This is a genomic window from Ruegeria sp. AB6 (assembly GCF_056542685.1).
Window position 1 is genome coordinate 50,101 of record NZ_JBQGAD010000003.1, and the last position, 23,369, is coordinate 73,469.

At 60.9% G+C, this 23,369-nt stretch carries 21 protein-coding genes; 16 read left to right on the top strand and 5 right to left on the bottom strand.

Translation table 11 applies throughout. From position 1 onward, the window contains the following. Positions 1 to 12: 12 nt before the first annotated feature. The 4 genes from ACR0DB_RS08190 to ACR0DB_RS08205 are packed head-to-tail and all read left to right on the top strand — an operon-like array spanning position 13 to position 6,690. On the top strand, positions 13 to 1,020 hold the full coding sequence (locus tag ACR0DB_RS08190) for an AAA family ATPase (RefSeq protein ID WP_480550039.1): 1,008 nt from the start codon (positions 13 to 15) through the stop codon (positions 1,018 to 1,020). Further along, positions 1,017 to 1,892 carry a DUF58 domain-containing protein gene (locus ACR0DB_RS08195; RefSeq protein WP_480550041.1) on the top strand — a complete coding sequence of 292 codons (876 nt, stop codon included), beginning with the start codon at positions 1,017 to 1,019 and terminating at the stop codon, positions 1,890 to 1,892. Before ACR0DB_RS08190 ends, ACR0DB_RS08195 begins: the two co-directional genes overlap by 4 nt. Next, a complete protein-coding gene (locus ACR0DB_RS08200) occupies positions 1,889 to 4,651 on the top strand; it encodes a DUF4159 domain-containing protein (protein WP_480550043.1) in 2,763 nt (920 codons plus the stop codon). Before ACR0DB_RS08195 ends, ACR0DB_RS08200 begins: the two co-directional genes overlap by 4 nt. After that, positions 4,648 to 6,690 (top strand): hypothetical protein, encoded by a 2,043-nt coding sequence (locus ACR0DB_RS08205; protein WP_480550045.1) that lies wholly within the window; start codon positions 4,648 to 4,650, stop codon positions 6,688 to 6,690. The genes ACR0DB_RS08200 and ACR0DB_RS08205 overlap by 4 nt, the downstream gene beginning before the upstream one ends. Here ACR0DB_RS08205 and ACR0DB_RS08210 read toward each other — a convergent pair whose 3' ends face one another. Beyond that, positions 6,691 to 7,542 (bottom strand): 2-keto-4-pentenoate hydratase, encoded by an 852-nt coding sequence (locus tag ACR0DB_RS08210; protein WP_480550047.1) that lies wholly within the window; start codon positions 7,540 to 7,542, stop codon positions 6,691 to 6,693. A gap of 117 nt (positions 7,543 to 7,659) precedes the next feature. On the opposite strand from ACR0DB_RS08210, the gene ACR0DB_RS08215 reads away from it, so the two are divergent. Both ACR0DB_RS08215 and ACR0DB_RS08220 read left to right on the top strand, forming a co-directional pair. Next, on the top strand, positions 7,660 to 9,864 hold the full coding sequence (locus tag ACR0DB_RS08215) for a response regulator (RefSeq protein WP_480550048.1): 2,205 nt from the start codon (positions 7,660 to 7,662) through the stop codon (positions 9,862 to 9,864). Positions 9,865 to 9,873: 9 nt separating this feature from the next. Then, positions 9,874 to 10,332 carry a VOC family protein gene (locus ACR0DB_RS08220; RefSeq protein WP_170785263.1) on the top strand — a complete coding sequence of 153 codons (459 nt, stop codon included), beginning with the start codon at positions 9,874 to 9,876 and terminating at the stop codon, positions 10,330 to 10,332. On the opposite strand, the gene yaaA is transcribed toward ACR0DB_RS08220, so the two are convergent. From yaaA to ACR0DB_RS08235, 3 genes are all read right to left on the bottom strand, one after another. Next, on the bottom strand, positions 10,323 to 11,093 hold the full coding sequence (yaaA, locus tag ACR0DB_RS08225) for a peroxide stress protein YaaA (RefSeq protein WP_480550050.1): 771 nt from the start codon (positions 11,091 to 11,093) through the stop codon (positions 10,323 to 10,325). The genes ACR0DB_RS08220 and yaaA overlap by 10 nt on opposite strands. 32 nt (positions 11,094 to 11,125) lie before the next feature. Beyond that, complete coding sequence (gene recQ / locus ACR0DB_RS08230; RefSeq protein ID WP_480550052.1) at positions 11,126 to 13,165, bottom strand: DNA helicase RecQ; 2,040 nt, start codon at positions 13,163 to 13,165, stop codon at positions 11,126 to 11,128. A 78-nt stretch (positions 13,166 to 13,243) separates the two neighbouring features. Beyond that, positions 13,244 to 13,531: a YggT family protein gene (locus ACR0DB_RS08235; protein ID WP_480550054.1), complete on the bottom strand. Its 288-nt coding sequence runs from the start codon at positions 13,529 to 13,531 to the stop codon at positions 13,244 to 13,246. A gap of 130 nt (positions 13,532 to 13,661) precedes the next feature. Here ACR0DB_RS08235 and ACR0DB_RS08240 point away from each other — a divergent pair, with 130 nt between their 5' ends. From ACR0DB_RS08240 to smpB, 10 genes are all read left to right on the top strand, one after another. Beyond that, positions 13,662 to 15,029, top strand: coding sequence for an MFS transporter (locus tag ACR0DB_RS08240; RefSeq protein ID WP_480550056.1), 1,368 nt, complete (start codon positions 13,662 to 13,664; stop codon positions 15,027 to 15,029). Beyond that, positions 15,026 to 15,889, top strand: a complete 864-nt coding sequence (gene mepA, locus ACR0DB_RS08245; protein WP_170785255.1) for a penicillin-insensitive murein endopeptidase — start codon at positions 15,026 to 15,028, stop codon at positions 15,887 to 15,889. Before ACR0DB_RS08240 ends, mepA begins: the two co-directional genes overlap by 4 nt. Continuing rightward, entirely contained in the window at positions 15,862 to 16,746 is an 885-nt protein-coding gene (locus tag ACR0DB_RS08250; protein WP_480550058.1) for an esterase-like activity of phytase family protein, read from the top strand. Before mepA ends, ACR0DB_RS08250 begins: the two co-directional genes overlap by 28 nt. 91 nt (positions 16,747 to 16,837) lie before the next feature. Next, positions 16,838 to 17,482: a queuosine precursor transporter gene (locus tag ACR0DB_RS08255; protein ID WP_480550060.1), complete on the top strand. Its 645-nt coding sequence runs from the start codon at positions 16,838 to 16,840 to the stop codon at positions 17,480 to 17,482. A gap of 263 nt (positions 17,483 to 17,745) precedes the next feature. Then, positions 17,746 to 18,165, top strand: coding sequence for an alternative ribosome rescue aminoacyl-tRNA hydrolase ArfB (arfB, locus tag ACR0DB_RS08260; RefSeq protein ID WP_480550062.1), 420 nt, complete (start codon positions 17,746 to 17,748; stop codon positions 18,163 to 18,165). Positions 18,166 to 18,220: 55 nt separating this feature from the next. Next, the gene (locus ACR0DB_RS08265) at positions 18,221 to 18,967 is read left to right on the top strand and encodes an SDR family oxidoreductase (protein WP_480550064.1); all 747 of its coding nucleotides are present in this window, start codon (positions 18,221 to 18,223) and stop codon (positions 18,965 to 18,967) included. Between the two features lie 81 nt (positions 18,968 to 19,048). Continuing rightward, positions 19,049 to 20,068, top strand: a complete 1,020-nt coding sequence (locus tag ACR0DB_RS08270) for a P1 family peptidase (RefSeq protein WP_480550066.1) — start codon at positions 19,049 to 19,051, stop codon at positions 20,066 to 20,068. A 113-nt stretch (positions 20,069 to 20,181) separates the two neighbouring features. Then, positions 20,182 to 20,595, top strand: a complete 414-nt coding sequence (locus ACR0DB_RS08275) for a c-type cytochrome (protein WP_170772938.1) — start codon at positions 20,182 to 20,184, stop codon at positions 20,593 to 20,595. Positions 20,596 to 20,747: 152 nt separating this feature from the next. Then, positions 20,748 to 21,290: an isopentenyl-diphosphate Delta-isomerase gene (idi, locus tag ACR0DB_RS08280; protein WP_480550068.1), complete on the top strand. Its 543-nt coding sequence runs from the start codon at positions 20,748 to 20,750 to the stop codon at positions 21,288 to 21,290. Between the two features lie 41 nt (positions 21,291 to 21,331). Further along, complete coding sequence (gene smpB, locus ACR0DB_RS08285; protein WP_170755184.1) at positions 21,332 to 21,814, top strand: SsrA-binding protein SmpB; 483 nt, start codon at positions 21,332 to 21,334, stop codon at positions 21,812 to 21,814. Between the two features lie 13 nt (positions 21,815 to 21,827). Here smpB and glpK read toward each other — a convergent pair whose 3' ends face one another. Next, positions 21,828 to 23,306 carry a glycerol kinase GlpK gene (gene glpK, locus ACR0DB_RS08290; protein ID WP_480550071.1) on the bottom strand — a complete coding sequence of 493 codons (1,479 nt, stop codon included), beginning with the start codon at positions 23,304 to 23,306 and terminating at the stop codon, positions 21,828 to 21,830. Positions 23,307 to 23,369: the final 63 nt, after the last annotated feature.

The window sequence follows — 23,369 nt, forward strand, 5'->3', positions numbered from 1 at the left end:
GAAGGGAAAGTCATGACCGAACCTGCCGACCTCGTGTCCGAGATCGAAGCGCTGGAAACCAAACTGCAAGAGGCCAAGTCCTCGATCACCCGTCGCTTTATCGGACAGGAGAGGGTCGTGGACCTGACCCTGACCGCGCTGCTGTGCGGCGGGCATGCGTTGCTGATCGGTCTGCCCGGTCTGGGTAAGACGCGACTGGTCGAAACGCTGTCGACCGTGATGGGCCTGCACGGCAACCGCATCCAGTTCACGCCGGACCTGATGCCTGCCGACATTCTGGGGTCCGAAGTTCTGGATACCGCCGAAGATGGCAGCCGCCATTTCCGCTTTATTTCGGGCCCGATCTTTTGCCAGTTGCTGATGGCGGATGAGATCAACCGCGCCAGCCCCCGGACGCAATCGGCGCTGCTGCAAGCGATGCAGGAACGCACTGTGACGGTGGCGGGCGAGGATCGCTCGCTGGGTACGCCCTTCCACGTGTTGGCGACGCAGAACCCGATTGAGCAGGAAGGCACCTATCCGCTACCCGAGGCGCAGTTGGACCGTTTCCTGGTGCAGATCGACGTGGAATACCCTGATCGCCAGACCGAGCGTGACATTCTGCTGGCCACCACGGGCGTTGACGAAGATGACGCGCATGAGATTTTCACCAAAGAAGAGCTGCTGGCAGCGCAAGTTCTGTTGCGACGCATGCCGGTGGGCGACTCGGTGGTTGAACTGATCCTCGATCTGGTTCGCGCCTTCCGTCCCGATGAGGCGGGCGTGTCTGAACGTGTGGTTGAAACCGTTGCATGGGGCCCCGGTCCGCGGGCGGCGCAGGCGCTGATGATGACCGTGCGGGCGCGGGCGATGTTGCAGGGACGGCTGGCCCCGAATGCCGAGGACGTCTTGGATATGGCCCGCCCTGTCCTCAGCCACCGGATGGCATTGAACTTTGCCGCAAGGGCGCGAGGGGACAGCCTTGCTGACCTGATCGAAAGCACCGCTGCCGGGTTGATCCGCACCGAGGCTGCGGCGTGAATGCCGCGCTGACCCTTCGTGAAAGATCTGAGGCCGAGGCGTCCCGGCTGCCGCCCCTGTTGGCGCGGGCCGAACATCTGGCCGGAACGGTTCTGCTGGGCGATCACGGACGCAGGCGTTCGGGTCTGGGTGATGATTTCTGGCAGTACCGCCCGGCCCAGATCGGGGACAGTCGCCGGATGATCGACCATCGCCGCTCGGCGCGCGGGGATCAGCAATTTGTGCGCGAACGCGAATGGCAGATCGCGCAATCGGTAATGCTGTGGGTCGATCAGGGTGCCTCGATGCGGTTTGCGTCTGACAAGAACCATCCCACCAAGGCCGACCGGTCGCGCTTGCTGGGCCTAGCCACGGCCATCCTGCTGGTGCGAGGCGGAGAACGCGTGGGCCTGACCGGCACCACCCTGCCGCCCCGGCGCGGCAACGCACAGATCGTGCGGCTGGCGCAAGCCTGGTCCGAGGATGCCGAGGCCGATTATGCGCCACCTGAACACCGCGCCATGATCCCGCATGCGCGGGCCGTTTTCATTTCCGATTTTCTGGGGCCCATGGACGAGGTCGAACTGGCCCTGACCAAGGCTGCCGACCGGGGCGTGCGCGGGGTTCTGTTGCAGGTTCTGGACCCGACCGAGGAGAGCTTTCCCTATCGTGGCCGGACCATTTTCGAAAGCGTCGGCGGCACGACCCGCCACGAGACATTGAAGGCCGGAGAGCTGCGCGATCGCTATCTGGACCGGCTTGCCAAACGCAAGGATGCGCTGATGCAGTTGTGCCGCGCGACCGGTTGGCAGCTTGGGCTGCATCACACGGGTGACAGCGCGCAGGCAGCTCTGTTGTGGCTCTATCGTGCGTTGGATCGGGGGTCTGTATGACGATTTTGGCAGGCATCGGTTTTACCGCGCCATGGGTGTTGCTGGGTCTGCTGACCCTGCCGATCCTGTGGCTGATCCTGCGCGCAGTGCCGCCCGCGCCGATCCGGCGGCTGTTTCCGGCGGTGACTCTGTTGCTGGGGCTGAAGGATGAGGAGAGCGTCTCGGACCGCACGCCGTGGTGGCTGCTTTTGCTGCGGATGCTGGCGGCGGCGGCGATCATCATCGGACTTGCAGGGCCGGTACTGAACCCCTCGCGTGATCAAGCGGGGTCAGGTCCGCTGATGCTGGTGCTGGATGCCAGCTGGGCCGGGGCCACCCGATGGTCCGCAACGCTGGATCAGATTGACGCGCAACTGGCCGAGGCCGGACGCGCTGGGCGCACCGTTGCGATCCTGAGCCTGACCGAACCCGAAGTACCGGTGTTCCAATCCGCCGAAGACTGGCGCGGCAGGTTGCCGGGGCTGGCGCCGACACCCTGGCAACCGACCGAGGTGCAGATAGAACAGACTCTGGCTGCGCTGGATCAGTTGGACGGGGGCTTCGACACGCATTGGTTCAGTGATCGTCTCGATTTTGATGGCCAGGATACGATCCTAGCGACACTGCAAGGGCGGGGTGAGGTCACGGTCTATCAGGCGGCCTCAGCGGTTGTTGCCCTTTTGCCTGCCACATATCAGGACGGGTTGATCCAACTGACAGCCCAGCGGGCCGAACCTGGCCCAGCCCAGCAGATCACTGTTTTGGCGCAGGGCCGCGACCCGGCTGGAGTGATGCGCGTTCTGCAATCCGCGGCGATGGAATTTGCCAGCGGCGAAACGCAGGCGCAGGTCGAACTGGCCTTGCCGTCCGAGCTGCGCGCACGGATCACTCGGTTTGAAATTCAGGGCCAGCGCTCGGCGGGCGCGATGACCTTGACTGATGACAGCCTGCGCAGGCGCGAGGTTGCGCTGATCGCGGGAACACTGAACCGCGAAGGGCTGGAGCTGTTGTCGCCACTGCATTACTTGACGCAGGTTCTGACCCCCACGGCGGATTTTGTCGAAGGCGGGCTGATGGATGTGCTGCCCGCGAACCCAGATGTGATCGTGCTGGCCGATGTGGCGAAACTGTCTGCGGGCGAGCAAGAGGCGGTCGTCGAATGGGTTGAACAGGGAGGGTTGCTGTTGCGCTTTGCCGGACCGCGTATGGCTGCCAGCGATCTGGGCCGCGATGCCGAGGATACGCTGTTGCCGGTACGTCTGCGCAGCGGCGGCCGCTCGGTCGGTGGTGCGATGAGCTGGGGTGAGGCCAAGGGGCTTGCCCCCTTCCCAGAAGGCTCGCCCTTTTATGGCTTAAGGGTGCCGTCGGACGTTTCCGTTACGACGCAGGTGATGGCACAACCAGACCCTAATCTGGCGGATCGAGTGATTGCATCGCTTTCGGATGGGACGCCACTGGTCACGCGCAAAGCGCTGGGTCTGGGGCAGGTGGTGCTGTTTCACGTAACGGCAGATGCGGAATGGTCCAGCTTGCCTCTGTCCGGTTTGTTCGTCGAAATGTTGGATCGCCTGGCTGTCGCCTCGGCCGCTAAGTCGCGGCAAGAGTCTCAGTTGCAGGGCACCACTTGGGCGCCAGTGCAAGTCATGGACGGTTTTGGCGGTTTGATGGATGCAGGGAATCTTGCCGGTGTCGACGGGGTTGATCTGGTGACGGGCACGATCGGTCCTGACTTGCGCCCCGGTCTCTATGAAAGCGGCAAACAGAAGCTGGCGTTGAACGTCTTGGCTGAAGATACCGTTCTGACGCCGGTCTCTTGGCCTTCGGATGTGCCGATCAAAGGGCAGGAAATCAGCACTGAAACCCCGATTGGAGGCATGTTGCTCAGTCTTGCGCTGCTGTTGTTGACCATGGACGTGATCGCCTCGTTGGCGTTGTCGGGGCGGCTTGGTCTTGCGCGCGCGGCGGCGATTGCGCTGGGCGCAGTGCTGATCGCACCCGAGGTGCAGGCGCAAACGCCCGACGAGACCGAATTTGCCCTGAACGCAACGACTGAACTGGTGTTGGCCCATGTGCTGACCGGAAATGCCGACGTGGATGAGATCGCAGAGGCCGGGATGCGCGGGTTGGCGCAGACCCTGTTCTACCGCACGTCGGTGGAACCGGCCGGGCCTGTGGGCGTTGATCTGGAGCGTGATGAACTGGCGTTTTTCCCGCTGCTCTACTGGCCGATCACGCCGGATCAACCGCAACCCTCGGTCGAGGCGTATTCCAAGCTGAACGCCTATCTGCGCTCGGGTGGCATGATCCTGTTTGACACGCGCGATTCCAACGTGGCGCGGTTCGGGGCTGCCAGCCCCAATGGACGCAAGCTACAGCAACTGGCCGCGCCGCTGAATATCCCTTCGTTAGAGCCGATCCCGCGTGACCATGTGCTGACGCGGACATTCTACCTGTTGCAGGATTTTCCGGGTCGCCATGCCGGAGCGGATGTGTGGGTTGAAGCCGCCCCGCTGGATGCGGAACAGATCGAGGGGATGCCCTTCCGCAACCTCAATGACAATGTGACACCGGTGGTGATTGGTGGCAATGACTGGGCAGCAGCCTGGGCGGTGGATCGCAATGGTCAGGCACTTCTGCCCGTCGGGCGCGGATATGCCGGAGAGCGACAGCGCGAATTGGCCAATCGTTTCGGGGTCAATCTGGTGATGCATGTGCTGACCGGGAATTACAAATCGGATCAGGTGCATGTGCCTGCTCTGCTGGACAGGTTGGGACAATGACGGGAACCGTACTTTTTGATCCGCTGATCCCGTGGCCCGTTCTGGCAGTGGTAGGTGCGATAGCGTTGGCGGGGGTGGCTGTTGCCCTGTGGCGTGGTCTGTCCGGCTGGGCCTTGCGTGGGCTGGCGGCGCTGGTGGTGATCGCGGCGCTGTCCGGGCCGGTCTATCAGGTCGAGGACCGTGCGCCGCTGACCGACATCGTGCTGATGATCGAAGACGAAAGCGCCAGTCAGACCTTGTCGGACCGGGCTGAACAAACAGCGCAAGCGGCGGATGCCCTGGCGGATGAGATCGAATCCCGCGACAATACCGAGCTGCGCCGCATCAAGGTCGGCGATGGTGACGGCGACGAGGGCACCCAGGTTATGGCCGCGTTGAATGAGGCGCTGGCCGAAGAACCCCGTGCCCGGATCGCGGGTATCGTTGTCGTTTCGGACGGGATCGTGCATGACGCGGATCAGGCCCCGGACCTGCCAGCGCCGATGCATCTGTTGCAGACCGGGCGCTCCAGCGACTGGGACCGCCGCCTGATTGTCCGCAACGCCCCGGCTTTTGCCATTATCGGCGAGCCCGTGACCCTGACCCTGCGGGTCGAGGATAGCGGCGCTGCCCCTGCCGGTGCCACTACGGCGCCGCTTGAAATCTCGGTCGACGGGGCCGAGCCCGAGCAATTCACCATTCCCATTGGCACAGATGTGGAATTGCCCGTCACGCTGCCTCATGGCGGGCGCAATGTGCTGCAATTCACCGTTCCGCAGGCCGAAGGTGAGCTGACCGATCGCAACAACACCGCCTTGATCCAGATGAACGGCGTGCGGGATCGCCTACGTGTGTTGCTGGTCTCTGGCGAGCCGCATCCCGGCGGGCGGACATGGCGAAACCTGCTGAAATCCGACAGCTCGGTCGATCTGGTGCATTTCACCATCCTGCGCCCACCCGAGAAACAGGACGGCGTGCCGGTGGATGAGCTCTCGCTGATCGCCTTCCCCACGCGTGAGTTGTTTTTGGAAAAGATCAACGATTTCGACTTGATCATCTTTGATCGCTACAAACGGCGCGGAATCCTGCCCGCCATCTATCTGGACAATGTCAGTAGCTACATCAATGAAGGTGGTGCAGTTCTGATCGCGGCGGGGCCGGATTTTGCCAGCGCTGATAGTATTTTCCGGTCGCCTTTGGCTTCAATCCTTCCGGCGCAGCCAACTGCACGGGTGATCGAAGAACGCTTTGTCCCTATGGTGACGGATCTGGGTCAGCGCCATCCGGTGACGACCGATCTGGGTGATCCTGAAAACTGGGGCGCATGGCTGCGGCAGATCGACGTGAACCAGCGCCGGGGTGAGATGCTGATGACCGGCGTGGACGACCGCCCCTTGCTGGTGCTGGACCGTGTGGGTGAGGGACGCGTGGCGATGTTGGCCTCGGATCACGCGTGGCTGTGGAGCCGCGGGTTCGAAGGCGGCGGACCGCAATTGGAACTGCTGCGCCGTCTGGCGCATTGGATGATGAAAGAGCCCGAGCTAGAGGAAGAGGCGCTGTGGGCCGAAGCCAACGGTCAAATCATGCGCATCATTCGCCAGACCCTTGAAGATGAGGTCGGCCCTGTGACCGTCACGCTTCCCAACGGCGAAACGCTTGAGGTGACATTGGACGAGGTCTCACCCGGTCGGTTCGAAGCGCAGTATTACGGGCCCGAGATTGGCCTCTACCGTTTGCAGGAGGGCGAGCACTCGGCGGTGATCGGCCTTGGCCCCGCCGCGCCAAAAGAGTTCGAGCGCACGATCGCGACCTCGGAAGTGGTGGACCCTATTCTGGCGGGATTGCGCGGTGGCACCATCCGGGTCGAGGAGGGCTTGCCGTCGATCCGAAATGTGCGGGCCGGACGACCGGCCTCGGGACGGGGGTGGATTGGCCTGACACCACGCGACGCCTATGAAACGCGTGATGTAACACAGGCTGGGCTGTTGCCGCCGTGGTTGGTGCTCTTGCTGGTTGGCGGGTTTCTCGTCGGCGGGTGGTTGCGCGAAGGACGGCGCTGATTAGTCGAACACAACGCTGACCGTGGGATCACCGGGCAACCCGTCATAGCTGACCGACGCGCCACCTTTGCCCTTTGCAGGTGGGACCAGCGGGCCGAAAGAGCCGACCGAAATCAAGTGGCCGGGTTGAAACTCGATCCCTTTCGAGATCAGCCACAACGCTGCATTGGCTGGGTGCCCCATGACTGCAGCGCCTGGAGCCTCTGCCAATACCTCCCCATCCGCCGCCCGCAAAGTGACGGTCATATCTGACAGGGCCTGGGACATCGCGGCAGGGTCGGAGACAGGAATATCAGACCCTAAAACACCCAATTTTGGCGCCACCCCAATTGCAGTCAACGTAATCGGCGTGATCGGTTCGCCTTCGGCGAGGGTCAGGTCTGGTAGTTCCAAAAATGGGCGAATGGCTGATATGTTTTGCATCACCTCCAGCGGCGTCGTGGCCATGTTGATATCAGCATCTCCCACGACCAGAACCAGATCGGCCTCGAACACAGGGCGTGCGCCCCAGTTCAGTGGAACCGTCGCGCCATTCGCGACCATCATGTCGCGGTACAAGACCCCCTGCACCGGTTCATCCGCGCCAAACCGGTTCTGCGCGGGCTTGCTGGTCAGACCCGCTTTGTAGCCGATGATTGGGCCCAAATAAGGCTCTAACGCAGTAGAAATTTTGGCCTGCGTACACAATGCGTCTTGCATCGTTCCATCGGCGGACAGAGCCGCAGTCGGCGTGTTGGAAAGATAATCCTGAACAAACCGGTCAACCTGCGCATCCGTGGCGCATTCGGCCCAAGCGGGCTGCGTTGCCGCGCAGAACAGCCAGACGGCAGAAAAATAGCGTGCATTTGTCATAGGTAGCCTCCGGTTTGCAAAAAGTCTGACACAAGCCCTGGCTTCCAAGCAACGGCTTAAGCAGTTCTTCACCCTCTGCCCGGATGCTGGGACGGAATGGCCCGAGGATCGCCCACGATGAGTCTTGCAACAAAACTGGCACAAGAACGGCGTGCGCGGCTTGCCGCTGAGCGCTTGCTTGAAATGAAACAGGCCGAGTTATCGGCGGCCAACCGCAAGCTTGGCCTGCACGCCATAGCTCTGACCAAACGAATTGGCGAGACGCAGGCCGAGGTTGAAACCGTCCGCGGTGAGAATGAGAAGGTCAAATCGGACCTCACACTGGCCAATGCAAAGATTGAAGTGGCCGAGCGGCGGCTGTGGCACTCGATTCAAACCTTCCATGACGGGTTTGCGTTTTTTGACAGTAATAACCGTCTGATCGGCGCCAATACGGCCTATCTGAGCGTCTTTGACGGAATCGAAGAAGTGGCGCCGGGCATTGCCTATCCCCGTATTCTGGAAATTCTCACAGCCGAGGGTCTGATCGACCTTGGAGATGAGGCTGCCTCGGACTGGATAGAAAGAATGAAGGTACGGTGGACGCAAGCCAACCCGCAACCCGAAGTCATTCGTCTATGGAACGGTCACTATTTCAAACTCATCGATCAGCGTGGCAACGGCGGCGATGTGGTTAGTCTAGCGCTGAATATTTCGGCTTCAGTCCGGCATGAGGCTGAATTGCGATCAGCGCGAGAACGGGCCGAAGCGGCCAATCGGGCAAAGTCGGCCTTTCTGGCGAATATGAGCCACGAGATCAGAACCCCAATGAACGGGATCGTCGGCATGACCGAATTGCTGGACGAGACACCTTTGGATGAGGAACAAAGGCTCTACCTCAACACAATTCGCAATTCGGGCGAGGCGTTGCTGGTCATCATCAACGATGTTCTGGACTATTCGAAGATCGAGGCTGACAAGCTGGTCCTGCACCCCGAGCAGTTCGATTTCGAACGCTGTATCCTTGAGGTCGCGATGTTGCTGCAACCGGGTGTGCGGGACAAGGGGCTGACCTTGCTGGTCGACTATGACTTGTTCCTGCCCACACTGTTTGTTGGCGATCCGGGGCGGGTGCGGCAAGTTCTGACCAATTTGGTGGGCAACGCTGTCAAATTCACCGCCAATGGCCATGTGCTTATCCGCGTCACCGGCGTCCCCAATGCCGAGGCGCAAAGCTGCGATATTCACGTGGCAATCGAAGATACCGGCATCGGGATCGAGCAGGCGAAAATTGACCACATCTTTGGAGAGTTTAATCAGGTCGAAGATGAGAAAAACCGCCAGTTCGAAGGAACCGGGCTGGGTCTGGCTATCACCAAGCGTCTGATCACGTTGATGGGCGGAACGATCTGGGTGGAAAGCGATCCGGGGCAGGGTTCGTGCTTTGGGTTTCGGATATCACTGCCCACGGCCGAAGGTCCTCAGCCCGAACCACCTGATCTTGAAGGCAGGCTCAACCATGTGCTGGTGGTTGAGGATTTGGCGGTCAACCGCGCGATCTTGTCCAAACAACTTGGGCGGCTGGGGTCTCGGGTCACTGTCTGCACCTCTGGGGGTGAGGCGTTGGCGGCTATCGACTCATCGGTCGATCTAGTGCTGTGCGACCACGACCTGCCGGATATGGATGGGTTGGAACTTGCCACCACATTGAAGGAACGGGGCTGGGGCGAGTTGCCGATTGTGGTCATGTCTGCCAATCCCGGCACTATACATGCCAATCCCGCCCGTCACCTGATCGAAGGGGTCTTGCAAAAACCCATCCCGCGATCCGAGCTTTACGCGCGCCTGACTGCATTGGGTCAACACAAGGTGGATGCCCCCGCCCAACAGGAAACCGAGCCAGCGCCCGCCACAGACACCTTGGATCAGCGCCTGATGCGCGTCTTGGCGGCTGAGGATAACAGGACGAACCAGTTGATCCTGCAAAAGATGGTCAAGACGCTGAACATTGACCTGCGCTTCGCTAATAACGGGGCCGAGGCGGTTGAGGCTTATATGAATTTTAACCCCGACCTGATCTTCATGGATATCTCGATGCCCGGAATGGATGGAAAACAGGCTACGGGTGAGATTCGGCGGCATGAGATCCAGACCGGGCGCGCTGTGCCAATCGTTGCGCTGACGGCGCATGCGATGGCGGGCGATGATCAGGGTATTCTGTCTGCGGGGTTGGATCATTACCTGACCAAGCCGCTGCAAAAGCGGAAAATTCATCAGATGATCTTGAATCATGAGCCTGATGACGCACAGCCGGTGATTGATAGCGCAAAGGAACCCACCTAGGTTGTACCCATGTCGGACCGTGGATTTCAACCGCGCGCATTGGGCGAGATTGCCATTCGGTGCGCAGACATGCGCGCAATGGTGGCATTCTATGAGGATGTCATCGGGTTGGAGCGCCTGAGCGGCGACCACAACAGCGCCATCACATTCTTTCGAATTGGCCCAGGATTTGGCGGCCACACGCAGGTATTGGCCTTGTTCCACCACACGGCCGCTCCGCGCCCCGGTTTGCATCCCGCAGGTGCAGGCCGCCCCACGACCGGGGCCGGGTCATCGCTGCATCACATTGCTTTGTCTTTGCCGTTTCAGGAGCAAGAGGCCGTCCTGCGCTGGTATGACCAGTTGGGCCAGCCTTACCGCGTCGAGCAGTTCAGCTGGATCGGTTGGCGCGGTATTTTCACCGAAGACCCCGAAGGCAATACGGTCGAGCTGGTGGCCTATGACACTTCGATGCAGGATCAGGCCTGATAGGGGCGCACAAAGACGGGTTTGTCCTCGGATGACAGGTCGGGGCGGTATTCATACCCACCGCTGTCAAAGTCCAACAGCCCCGCAGGATCGGTCAGGCGGCGCTGGATGACATAGCGCGCCATGGCCCCGCGCGCTTTCTTGGCGAAAAAGCTGACGATCTTGGGGGTGCCTGCCTTGTCCTCCATGAACACCGGCGTGATGACCCGCAGTTTCAGTGCCTTGGGATCAACCGCGCCGAAATATTCCTGGCTGGCGCAATTTACCAGCACATCCGACCCGATCTGCGCGCCTTGCGCGTTCAATGCCTTGCTGAGCTGATCGCGCCAGTATTCATACAGGTTCTTGCCGCGCCGGGTTTTCAGCTTGCTGCCCATCTCAAGCCGATAGGCCTGAATGGCGTCCAGCGGACGCAGCACGCCGTAAAGCCCCGACAGAATGCGCAGGTGATCCTGTGCCCATGCCATTTCATCTGCATCCAAAGATGCGGCCTCAAGCCCCTGATAGGTGTCACCGGCAAAGGCCAGCGCGGCGGGGCGGATCAGGTCGGCCTCGGGCGCATCGGAAAAGGCGCGATAGCGGTCGCGGTTAAGGCGGGCCAGATCATCGCTCAGGTCCATCAGCTTTTTCAGATCGCCCAGCGTCAGGTTGCGGGCGGTTTTCGATAGTCGGATCGCGTCATCCTGAAAATCCGGTTGTGTGACCGTCACGTCGCGCTCGGCCCAGTCCAGCCGTTTGGCCGGGGAAATCACTACCAGCATATCCGCCCTCTTCGCTTGCCTGTTCGGGGTATCTAGCCCGCTTGTTGCAAGACGTCCAGAAAAGCGGCCCCAAACCTTTCGTGACGACGATCGCCCAGCACTTGTTCCAGCCCGCGCTGATCGCCGGGGCGCAATTGCGCGACCTTGGCCAGTTGCGAGGCAGAACAGGTCAGCGGTTTGTCGATCCCGTCAGGCCCGCGTGCCAGATCGTTCTGAACGGCCAAAAGCTGGTCGTAGATGTCCCCCTGATCGCGCCCGGCCAGTTTGCGCCGGGCAGGGTGCAGCGCGGCGGCCTCACCTGCGATCACCTCAAGGAAAGTGTCGCCATAGCGTTCTAGCTTTTTTGCACCGACGCCGCCGATCCGGGCCATGTCGTCCAGCGTCATGGGGCGGGTCTCGGCCATTTCGATCAGGGTGCGGTCGGGGAAAATGACGTAGGCGGGCACCCGCTGCGATTCCACCAGCGCGCGGCGTTTGGCCTTGAGCGCGGACAGCAGTGGCGCGTCTTCTTCGGCCACCATCGCCTTGACGGCAGGGCGGCGGGTGGCTTTGCGGATCGAGTCCTTGCGCAGGTTGATCTGCGCCTTGCCCTTCAGGATCGGTTTGGCGGCTTCGGTCATGCGCAGCGCGCCATGGCGGTCGGGGTCTGGGCGCACCAGATCATGCCCCATCATCTGCCGGAAAATCGCCTGCCATTGCGGGCGGGACCAGTCTTTTCCAATGCCCCATGTGGACAGCGCATCATGCCGCCGCGCGCGGACCTTGTCGGTTTCGTTGGCCAGCAGGATGTCGATCAGATGGCCTGCGCCGAACCATTCCTCGGTGCGCAAGATGGCAGACAGGGCCATGCGAACCGGCGTGGTGCCGTCGAATACCTCGGGCGGGGCATCGCATAGATCGCATTTGCCACAGGGTTCGGCCTGTTCACCGAAGTAACCCAGCAGGGTTTGACGGCGGCAGACCAGCGCCTCGGCCAACCCAAGCAAGGCGTTCAGACGGGCATGATCGGCCATGCGGCGTTCCGGTGGGGCCAGCCCCTCGTCAATTTGCGCGCGGCGCAGGCGGATGTCATCGGGGCCAAACAGGGTCAGCGTTTCCGCAGGGTCGCCGTCACGTCCGGCGCGCCCGATCTCCTGATAATAGGCTTCTATGGATTTCGGCAGGTCCGCGTGGGCGACCCAGCGGATATCGGGTTTGTCGATGCCCATACCAAAGGCGACGGTCGCGACCACGATCAGTCCATCTTCGCGCGCAAAGCGGGTTTCGACAATGCGGCGATCTTCGGGGTCCATACCGCCGTGATAGTGACAGGCCGAATGGCCCTCGGCACGTAGGGCCTGCGCCAGCACCTCGGTCTTGTTGCGGGTGCCGCAATAAACGATGCCGGATTGCCCTTTGCGCGCGGCGGCGAAATCCAGCACCTGTTTGCGTGGTCCGTCTTTGGCAGCAAAGGCCAGATGGATGTTGGGTCGGTCAAAGCCGCGCAGGAATTTGCGGGGTGCGGTGCCGTCGAACAGTTTCTCGACAATCTCATCCTGCGTTTCCGCATCCGCTGTGGCGGTAAAGGCCGCCAAGGGAACGTTCAGCGCGCGCCGCAGCTCTCCGATCCGCAGATAGTCGGGGCGGAAATCATGGCCCCATTGGCTGACGCAATGCGCCTCGTCCACCGCAATAAGGCCGACATTGATCCGGCGCAGCATGCCCAGAGCTGACCCGGCGGCCAGACGTTCGGGAGCCATGTAGAGCAGCTTCAGCCGCCCGGCCTCCAGCGCCTCCCACACCGCATCGGTTTCTTCGGGGGTGTTGCCGGATGTCAGCGCGCCAGCCTCAACCCCTGCCTCTTGCAGCCCGCGCACCTGGTCGCGCATCAGGGCGATCAGGGGGGAAATCACCACCGTCACCCCGTCGCGCAGCAAGGCAGGCAGTTGGAAACACAGGGATTTACCGCCACCCGTGGGCATGATGGCCAGCACGTTCTCGCCTGCCGTCACGGCGTCGACGATCTCTTCCTGACCGGGTCGGAAGTCGTCGAATCCAAAGACATCTCGCAGCAAAGGCGCGGAGTCGAACATCTGCGGGGTTGCCCTGTTTTATGGTTTATCTGCTCTTAAGACAGGACAATCACATACTAAGATTCGGTGAACAAGAGGTCAGACGAAATAGACCATGTTGTTGATCAGAATGATCCGCAGCGCATAGACGCCGACCAGCACGACCAGAGGCGTCAGGTCCAAGCCACCCATATTGGGCAGGATACGGCGGATCGGGCCGTAGATCGGCTCGAGTATGCGGTTCAGGCCGTACCAGATTTGCGCCACCAGCTGCTGATGCAGGTTGAGCACCTGAAAGTTGATCAGCCAGCTCATGATCACATGGGCCAGAATGATGAACCAGACAATGTCTAGGATCAGCAGCAGAATTTGGATCAACGACAGCATGGGGCCTCCGGGTGGTCGATTGCCTGAGACCTAAGCGCCCTTGCGTCAAAGAGCAAGCCCGCGCCCACAGAACGCTTGCGAATTGACCCAAAGCCCCGTCTTATTGAAGCAAGAAAAAACAGGGGCGGTCATGGTAGAGATTTCCAAGCGCAAGCGCATCTGGGGCTGGTGGTTTTTCGATTGGGCGTCGCAACCTTTTCATACGTTGCTGGTGACATTTGTCTTTGGCCCCTATTTCGCAGGGGTTGCTGCGGGGTATTTCAGTGGCACCGGGCTGGATGCCGAAGCCGCCGCGGCGCGGGCGCAGACGGTTTGGGCCAATTGCCTGACGATCACCGGGCTGATCATCGCGTTTGGCGCGCCGTTGCTGGGGGCGATGGCCGATGTGTCGGGGCGGCGCATCCCTTGGGTTTTTGCCTTCTCGGTCATGTATGCTGTGGGGTCCGCCGCGCTGTGGTACACGCTGCCTGACGGGTCAAACATGTGGCTGATGCTGTCGGCCTTTGGTCTGGGTTTTGTGGGGGCGGAATACGCGCTGATCTTTATCAACTCGCAACTGCCCGAACTGGGTGATGACAGCGAGGTGGGCGAAATTTCAGGCTCGGGCTTTGCTTTTGGCTATTTCGGCGGGCTGATCTCGCTTGCGATCATGCTGACGCTGTTTGTCGAGCAACCCAACGGCAAGACGCTGATTGGGATTGCTCCGATCCTAGGGCTGGATGCGGCCAATCAGGAGGGCACGCGGTTCGTCGGACCCTTTACCGCGATCTGGTTCATCCTGTTCATGGTGCCGTATTTCCTGTGGGTAAAGGACGATCCTGATAGCGGAAAACAGGGATCGGTCGGGGATGCGCTGAAACTGCTGGGCAAATCCGTCTCGGACTTGCGCCACCGGGTCAGTCTGGCGACTTATCTGGGCTCGTCCATGTTCTACCGCGATGCGCTGAACGGGCTTTACAGCTTTGGCGGGGTCTATGCGCGGCTGGTGCTGGAATGGGGCCTGATCAAGATCGGCGTGTTCGGGATTGTGAGCGTTCTGGCCTCGGCTATCTTTGCTTGGATCGGGGGCAAGGCGGATAAGAAATACGGCCCTAAACCGGTGATTTTGGTCGCGATCTGGGTGCTGATATTTGTCTGTATCACCGTGGTGTCGATGGACCGGACACAGATTTACGGCATTGCTTTGCCCGAAGGTTCAGGCTTGCCGGACATGGTGTTCTTCGGCTGTGGCGTTCTGATCGGGGGTATGGGGGGCATCCTGCAATCGGCCAGCCGGTCTCTGATGGTGCGGCACACTGACCCCAAAGCTCCGGTGGAAAGCTTTGGTCTTTATGGTTTGTCGGGGCGTGCAACCGCCTTTGCCGCGCCGTTGCTGATCGGGATTGCAACAAGTGTGACCGGCAGTGCGCGTCTGGGGGTGTCACCGATCATCGCTTTGTTTATTCTGGGTCTAATCCTTATGCGCTGGGTGAAACCGGAAGGGGATCAGAGCAGATGATTTTACTACGTTTTTTGGCCATTTTGGCCGCAATCACATTGGCAGGCACAGCCACGGCACAACCCTTGGCCAAGCAGCTTTTCGGGGCCCAGAAGGTCGGGTCAGAACAAAAATCGGCTGCTTTCGGCAGTTATTCGCGCGGATGCGCCGCCGGATCGGTGCAGCTGCCTGAAACCGGTCCGACATGGCAGGCCATGCGCCTGTCGCGCAACCGCAATTGGGGGCACCCGCAGGCGATCGACTTCGCGCAGGACCTCAGCCGGTTTGCGGCGAAACAGCCGGGGTGGAATGGTCTCTATATCGGGGATATCAGCCAGCCGAGGGGCGGGCCGATGACCTCGGGGCACCGCTCGCACCAGTTGGGTCTGGATATCGACATCTGGATGCTGCCCGGTGACAATATGCGCCTGTCCCGCAAGGCGCGCGAGAATATCTCGTCCATCTCCCTGCGCCGTGAAAACGGGGCCTTTGTAAACGGCAATTGGACCAAGCAACACCACGCGGTGCTGCGCGAAGCTGCCAAGGACAAGCGCGTCGCTCGGATTTTTGTCTTCCCCGGTGCCAAAGTGCAAATGTGCAAGGATGAGAAAGGCAACCGTTCCTATCTGCGTAAGATCCGGCCTTGGTGGGGGCATCACTATCACTTCCACGTTCGCCTGGCTTGCCCGAGAGGGTCGCGCGGCTGTGTCAATCAGGACCCACCCCCCAAGGGTGACGGCTGCGCACAGGCGCAGGAATGGGTGAACAACATTCTCAACCCGCCGCCACCGGACCCGAATGCGCCTGCGCCGAAGCCCCGGCGAGAATACCGACTTGCCGATCTGCCCCAACAATGCGCCGCCGTTCTGCAATCCAACTGATCGCCGCGTCTCTGGTCGCAGGTGCTGTTTGGGCAGTTGAGGCAAAAACGGCCTCGCACCTGAGCGGCTACACCTGGAAACACCCCGCCGCGTGGTTCGGCGGATTTTCTGCCGTTCATGTCTATGATCAGGGGCAGCGCATAATCGCGCTTAGCGATCGGTCCACGGTCATCGAGGCTCGGATCGAGCGCGACAGGGGCCAGATCACCGGCGTCACCCTGACCGACCACGCGCGGCTTTTGTCCAGCACTGGGCGCGCCATGTCTGGCACAGCGGGCGATTCCGAAGGGATCGCCGTTGCCCCGGATGGCAGCTTTTACGTCTCTTTCGAGGGTATCCACCGTGTCGCGCATTACACAGGATTAAAGGCCAAAGCCCGTGTTCTGCCGCGCCCCAAAGCGTTCGACGCATTGAATGGCAACGGGTCGTTCGAGGCGCTGGCGATGGATTCCAGCGGTCGTCTCTATACCTTGCCGGAAAAGAACCGCACCGCGCAGGGTGATATTCCCGTCTACCGTTGGGATGGTCGGGGTTGGGCGACCCCCTTTGTCTTGCCGCAACGCGGTAAGTTTTTGCCTGTTGCGGCGGATGTCGGCCCTGACGGGCGGTTTTACCTGTTAGAGCGCGCAGTCGGGTGGACCGGCTTCCGCTCGCGTTTGCGACGCTGGCAGTTGGGCGACGGGGAGGTGACCAGCGAAGAAACCCTGTTTGAAACGGGCACCGGCACGCATGACAACCTCGAGGGGCTGTCCATCTGGCGCGATGACCAAGACCGTTTGCGCGCCACCATGATCTCGGATGACAACTTTCTGGCGCTGCAACGTACCGAGCTGGTCGAGTATCTTCTGCCCGATTGACTCAGAACACCCAAGGGTCTAAACGCACGGCTTGCCTTGGGACGGTCCCTTGGCCAAGTCGCCGCTACCTTGACAAAACGGGCATCAAAATATGAAACGCAGCTTTATTCCCGGCATTTTTGCCATGGCCGCCATTGTCGTGGCTTCGAACTTTCTGGTCCAGTTCCTGATCTTTGACGGGCTGTTGACCTGGGGTGCTTTTACCTATCCGCTGGCCTTTCTGGTCACGGACATCATGAACCGCGTCTATGGCGTGGGCCCGGCCCGCAAGGTCGTGTTTGCCGGGTTTGTCACCGGCATCATCTGCTCGCTGATCGGCAGCCAGATCATGTTGCAAGGTGACGGGTTCACCTATGCCGCCGTCCCGCTGCGCATCGCCGTAGCCTCGGGCACCGCTTTCCTGATCGCGCAGCTGACCGACGTCACCGTGTTCAATTCGCTGCGCGGCGGACGCTGGTGGCGCGCACCACTGGTATCGACACTGGTTGGGTCTGCGCTGGATACGGCGATCTTCTTTATGCTGGCCTTCTCGGCCTCGGTCACGTTCTTCGGCGCCAATGCGGACGCCGCGATCAACTGGGCGTGGGAGCCGGTGCCCTTCATGCTGACCGGCCCGATGGCACCCTTGTGGGTGACGCTGGCCTTTGCGGATTGGCTGGTGAAATTGTCGCTGGCCCTGATCGCCCTGATCCCGTTCAAAGTGATCGTTGGTCGATTGACTGCACAGCCCGCGTAAAAAAGTGCTTTGAGAATGGCGCATCTTGTGTCACCATCCTTGTCAACCGCAACAGATAGAAAAGGAGGTGATCCAGTGTCGAGAAAGAGATTGGAGAGAGGTGTCGGAACAACCGGGGGGATCGCCTGCTAGGGCAGCCCTTGGCGGGGTGTTTACCCCGGCTGGTCGATTGACCTAACCGACCCAACCTCCTGTACTTTCGAAGGGCCGTCCCACCGGGGCGGCCCTTTTTGTTTCCGTTCGCGCTCGCTAAGGTCCGCCTCATGTTGCGCATCACCGACGATATTACCCTGCAAGACTGGGAAATGACCGAAACCTTTGTTCGGTCCTCCGGCCCTGGTGGGCAAAATGTGAACAAGGTCTCGACCGCGGTCGAGTTGCGGTTCGAGGCCGCGCGCTCGCCATCTCTGCCTGATCCGGTGAAGAACAGGTTGAAACGGCTGGCCGGACGACGCTGGACCAAGGATGGCGCGATCATCATCCAGTGCGAGGAAACGCGGTCACAAGCCCGAAACCGGGAATTGGCCCGCGCCCGTCTGGCCGAGTTGATTTCCCGCGCCCTGATCAAACCCAAACGGCGCATCGCCACCAAACCCACCTATGGGTCGGTGAAACGGCGGCTGGCGGCGAAAAAGGCACGCTCTGACGTCAAGGCCCTGCGCGGACGGGTCAACGAAGATTGAACTGGCAGTTTCTCGGTGCCTTGCTAGTCTGATCCCCAAACGGGAGGGCAAGGCTATGAGGCTTAAGGGCAAAACGGCAATCGTGACCGGCGGTGCATCCGGTTTCGGTGCAGGCATCGCGCAGACATTCATAGCCGAAGGTGCCCGCGTGATGATCGCGGATATCAACGGCGAGGCGGCACAAGACATGGCCACGTCTCTTGGCGACCAAGCCTCCGCGCAACAGGTCGATGTAGCTGATCGGGCTTCGGTTGAGGCCATGGCCGACGCCGCAACCGCAGCCTTCGGAACCCTCGACATTTTGGTCAACAATGCGGGCGTTACCCACTTGCCAACTCCGCTGGAGGACGTGACCGAGGATGATTTCGACCGCGTCTTCAACGTGAACATGAAATCCGTCTACCTGACCGCCCGCGCCTTTGTCCCGGCGATGAAGGCGCGCGGCGCAGGCGCGATCCTGAACGTGGCATCCACGGCGGGCCTGTCGCCGCGCCCGAACCTGAACTGGTACAACGCGTCCAAAGGCTGGATGATCACGGCCACCAAAACCATGGCTGTGGAACTGGCCTCATCCGGTGTGCGCGTCAACGCCATCTGCCCGGTGGCCGGTGAAACCCCGCTGCTGAAATCCTTCATGGGCGAAGATACGCCGGAAATCCGCGCCAAATTCATCTCAACCATCCCGCTCGGCCGCTTCTCAACCCCGCAAGACATGGCAAACGCCGCCCTGTTCCTGTGCTCGGATGAGGCGAGCATGATCACCGGCACAGCTTTGGAGGTCGATGGTGGCCGCTGTATCTGATCCGCCCTTCATCTGGCCAAAAATATCCCCGCCGGAGGCAGCGCGCCTGCGCGCTTCCCGCCCCCATCGGACCAGCTAGTCGTGACACCCGGACCCAAAAACCTGATCACCGATATCCCCGGCCTGCTGGTCGGCAACGCACAGGACGCCGCGCTGAAATCCGGCACCACAGTCCTGACCTCCGCCAGCCCATTCACCGCATCGGTCCATGTGATGGGCGGCGCTCCGGGCACGCGTGAGACGGACCTTCTCGCCCCGGACAAATCCGTGGACCGAGTCGACGCCATCGTTTTGTCCGGGGGATCGGCCTTCGGGTTAGATGCCTGCTCCGGCGTCTCGGATGCCATGCGCGCGCAGGGTCGGGGCTTCGCCGTCGGCGCGGCTGTGGTCCCCATCGTTCCGGGCGCCATCCTGTTTGACTTGCTGAACGGCGGTGAAAAGGCATGGGTGGAAAATCCGTATCGCAGCTTGGGTCATCAAGCGTATCTCTCGGCCTCAGATCAATTTGAACTCGGCAGCATTGGGGCCGGCACCGGCGCATTGGCAGCGATGCAAAAGGGCGGGCTGGGCTCGGCTTCTGCCGTTCTGCCCAATGGCATCACGGTCGGCGCTTTGGCGGCGGCGAACCCACTGGGCAGTGTCACCACGCCGGGTGATCGCCATTTCTGGGCCGCGCCGTTCGAAATGGGTAGTGAATTCGGAGGACTGGGACCCGACCCGAATTCGGGTCTGGGGCAACCAGCCCCCAGCCGCAAGGCGCAGGCCATGCACCCGGCGGCGCCGGACAAAGCAAATACCACCATCGCGATTGTCGCCACCGACGCCAAACTGTCCAAGTCGCAATGTCATCGAATGGCGGTTGCCGCCCATGATGGTATTGCCCGCGCCATCGTTCCCGCCCATACGCCGGGCGACGGGGACCTGGTCTTTGCAGTCAGCACGGGGACCCGCCCGCTTGGGGGTGACCCGATGCAGATAGGAGCGCTGGGACACGCAGCGGCCGTCTGTCTGGCCCGCGCCATAGGTCGCGCCATCTTTGAGGCGACGCCACAGACAGGGGATCTGTTACCCTGTTGGTCACAGATACATGACTTAAGTTAAGGACGACCAAAGTCGGGCTGTGACACAGTGCCATCGCGCGGCAATCTGCGCGTTGACTCTCATCTACACTGACGATCCATTCAGTGCAGCCAATTCGTATCGGAGCAAAAGCTATGAATCGTATCCTCGCCACCGCAGTTGCCGGTCTTCTGGCCCTTCCTGCCTATGCAGAAGGTGACGCCGAAGCGGGCAAGAAAGCGTTCAACAAATGCAAGTCCTGCCACCAGATCGCCGATGCCTCCGGTGAAGCCATCGTCAAAGGCGGCAAGACCGGTCCGAACCTCTACGCCATCGCAGGCCGTACCGCTGGTACCGTTGATGGATTCAAATATGGCGACAGCCTTGTCGCTGCAGGTGAAAATGGCCTGGTCTGGGATGAAACGACTTTCGTTGGATATGTTCAGGACCCCAAAGCCTTCCTGAAAACCTATCTGGATGACACAGCGGCCAAGTCGAAAATGACCTTCCGGCTGAAATCCGGCGGTGAAGACGTCTATGCCTATATCGTCAGCGTTTCGGGCGAATAATATCTGACACCGATCTCCTGAGATTCATCGAAAGGCCGCAGTCCCCCTGCGGCCTTTCGTGCGATTGATATGAGTGCTCAACATCGCCACCTTGGACATACGCAGCCGAACGAGCCCGACCTGTCCGTCGGGCAGGCAGCAGGAGTTGAAAGATGGGAATCATGATCCCGGCCTGGGTCGATGGCGAGTTGACCCCCGTGGACAAGCTTGAAGCGCATGAAAAGGGTTTGCGGCACAAGGCGGTGTCGGTCTTTGTCATGCGCGGCACCGAGATTTTGCTGCAACGCCGGGCGATGGGCAAATACCATACGCCGGGCCTGTGGGCGAATACCTGCTGCACCCATCCCGACTGGGGTGAGACGCCCTCGGAATGCGCAGTGCGCCGCCTGCGCGAAGAGTTGGGGATTACCGGGCTTTATCCCGAATACCGTCACCGGCTGGAATACCACGCCGATGTGGGCAATTCGATGATCGAGCATGAGGTGGTGGACGTGTTCCTCGCTCATGTGCGTGGGCCATTGCAGATCGAACCGAACCCCGACGAGGTGATGGATATCCGCTGGATCGACTATCACGACCTTCTGGCCGAGGTGCAGCGCCACCCCGCGCGATTCACACCCTGGCTCAAGATTTATCTGCACAACCACGCCGACACGATTTTCGGCCCCGACCTGATCATCTCGGCCAAGACCTGAGGGCTTGCAAGGCCGCGCCAAGCCGCCTAAATCAACGCGTCATGGCCAAGCAGAAGCAGAAGACCGACCCGAACTACAAAGTCATCGCCGAAAACCGGCGGGCCCGCTTCGATTACGCGATCGAAGAGGATATTGAGTGCGGCATCATGCTGGAAGGCTCCGAGGTCAAATCCTTACGCGCGGGTGGCTCGAACATTGCCGAAAGCTATGCCTCGGTCGATGACGGAGAGCTGTGGCTGATCAATAGCTATATCGCGCCTTACGAGCAGGCGAAGGTCTTCAAGCATGAAGAACGCCGCCGCCGCAAGTTGTTGGTATCGCGCAAGGAATTGTCGAGTCTGTGGAATGCGACCCAGCGCAAGGGTATGACGCTGGTGCCGCTGGTTTTGTATTTCAATCACAAGGGCCGGGCCAAGCTGAAGATTGGAATCGCCAAGGGTAAGAAACTGCACGATAAGCGTGAAACGCAGGCCAAGCGCGACTGGTCACGTCAGAAGCAGCGGTTGATGAAGGATCACAGCTGATCCCTCACCGGGTTCAGAACGCCATCGCGGCCGAAACAGCCCGTTTCCAACGGTCATAGGCGGCGTCGCGATCCTCTTGCGACATCTCTGGTTTAAACCGGCGATCCAGCGCCCAGGTCTCCGAGAACCCTTGCTGATCGGGATAGACCCCCGCGCGCATTCCGGCCAGCCACGCCGCGCCCAGGGCAGTTGTTTCCTGCATCACCGGACGGTCAACTTCGGCCCCCAGATAGTCCGACAACCCCTGCATCGCCCAATCCGAGGCGCTGGCCCCGCCGTCCACGCGCAAGGTCACATCGGTATCCGCGCCCCAGTCGCCCTGCATGGCGTGCCATAGGTCACGGGTTTGGTAGGCGATGCTTTCCAATGTGGCCTTGGCGAACTCGGCCCGACCTGAATTTCGGGTCAGACCAAACACTGCGCCGCGGCAATCGGGTTTCCAGTAAGGCGCGCCCAGCCCGGTAAAGGCGGGCACCAGCACGACATGTTGATTGGGGTCTGCTTGTTGCGCCAAATCGCCGCTTTCGGGGGCAGTTTCGATGATCTGCAACGCATCACGCAGCCATTGCACCGCAGCCCCGGCCACAAAAATCGAGCCCTCCAACGCATAGGTTCGTTTGCCGTCCAGCTGATAGGCGATGGTAGTCAACAGACGGTTTTTCGATTCAACCGGTTTGTCGCCCGTGTTCAGCAGCGCGAAACAGCCCGTGCCATAGGTGGATTTCATCATGCCGGGCTGGAAACAGGCCTGCCCGATGGTGGCGGCCTGTTGGTCGCCCGCCACGCCCAGTATCGGGATATTTCCCCCTAGTAGGGTCGTTTCTCCAAAATCCGAGGCGCAATCGTGAACCTGCGGCAGCATCGACATCGGCACATCCAGCAGATCGCAAATTTCCGCGCTCCATGCGCCCTTGTGGATGTCAAACAGCAGGGTGCGCGCGGCGTTGGTGGCGTCGGTGGCGTGGCTACGGCCTTCGGTCAGACGCCAGATCAGGAAGCTGTCGATGGTGCCGAACAGCAGCTCTCCGGCTTCGGCCTTTTCGCGCGCGCCGGGGACAGTATCCAGCAGCCATTTCACCTTGGTGCCCGAGAAATATGGGTCCAGCAGCAGGCCGGTCTGGGCCGTCACGTCGTCCTCACACCCCGCTTGTTTATAGCGGGCGCAAATCTCGGCAGTGCGGCGATCCTGCCAGACAATGGCGTTGTGGATCGGTTTGCCGGTGGCGCGATCCCAGACCACGGTGGTTTCACGCTGGTTGGTGATGCCGATGCCCGCGATCTGATCCGGGGTGACGCCGTTGGTGTCCATCACTTCGCGGCAGACGCGCAATACGCTGTCCCAGATTTCCTCGGGGTCGTGTTCCACCCAGCCTTCCTGCGGGAAATGCTGGGTGAATTCGTGCTGCGCGGTGCCCGCGCGCTGCATTTCAGCGTCAAACAGAATGGCCCGCGATGATGTGGTACCCTGATCAATGGCGAGAATATAGGTCATGCCCCGCGCCCCCCTCCGGTATTGGTTTTGCAGGACTTTAGCGCAAACAATAGCGCGGTTGCC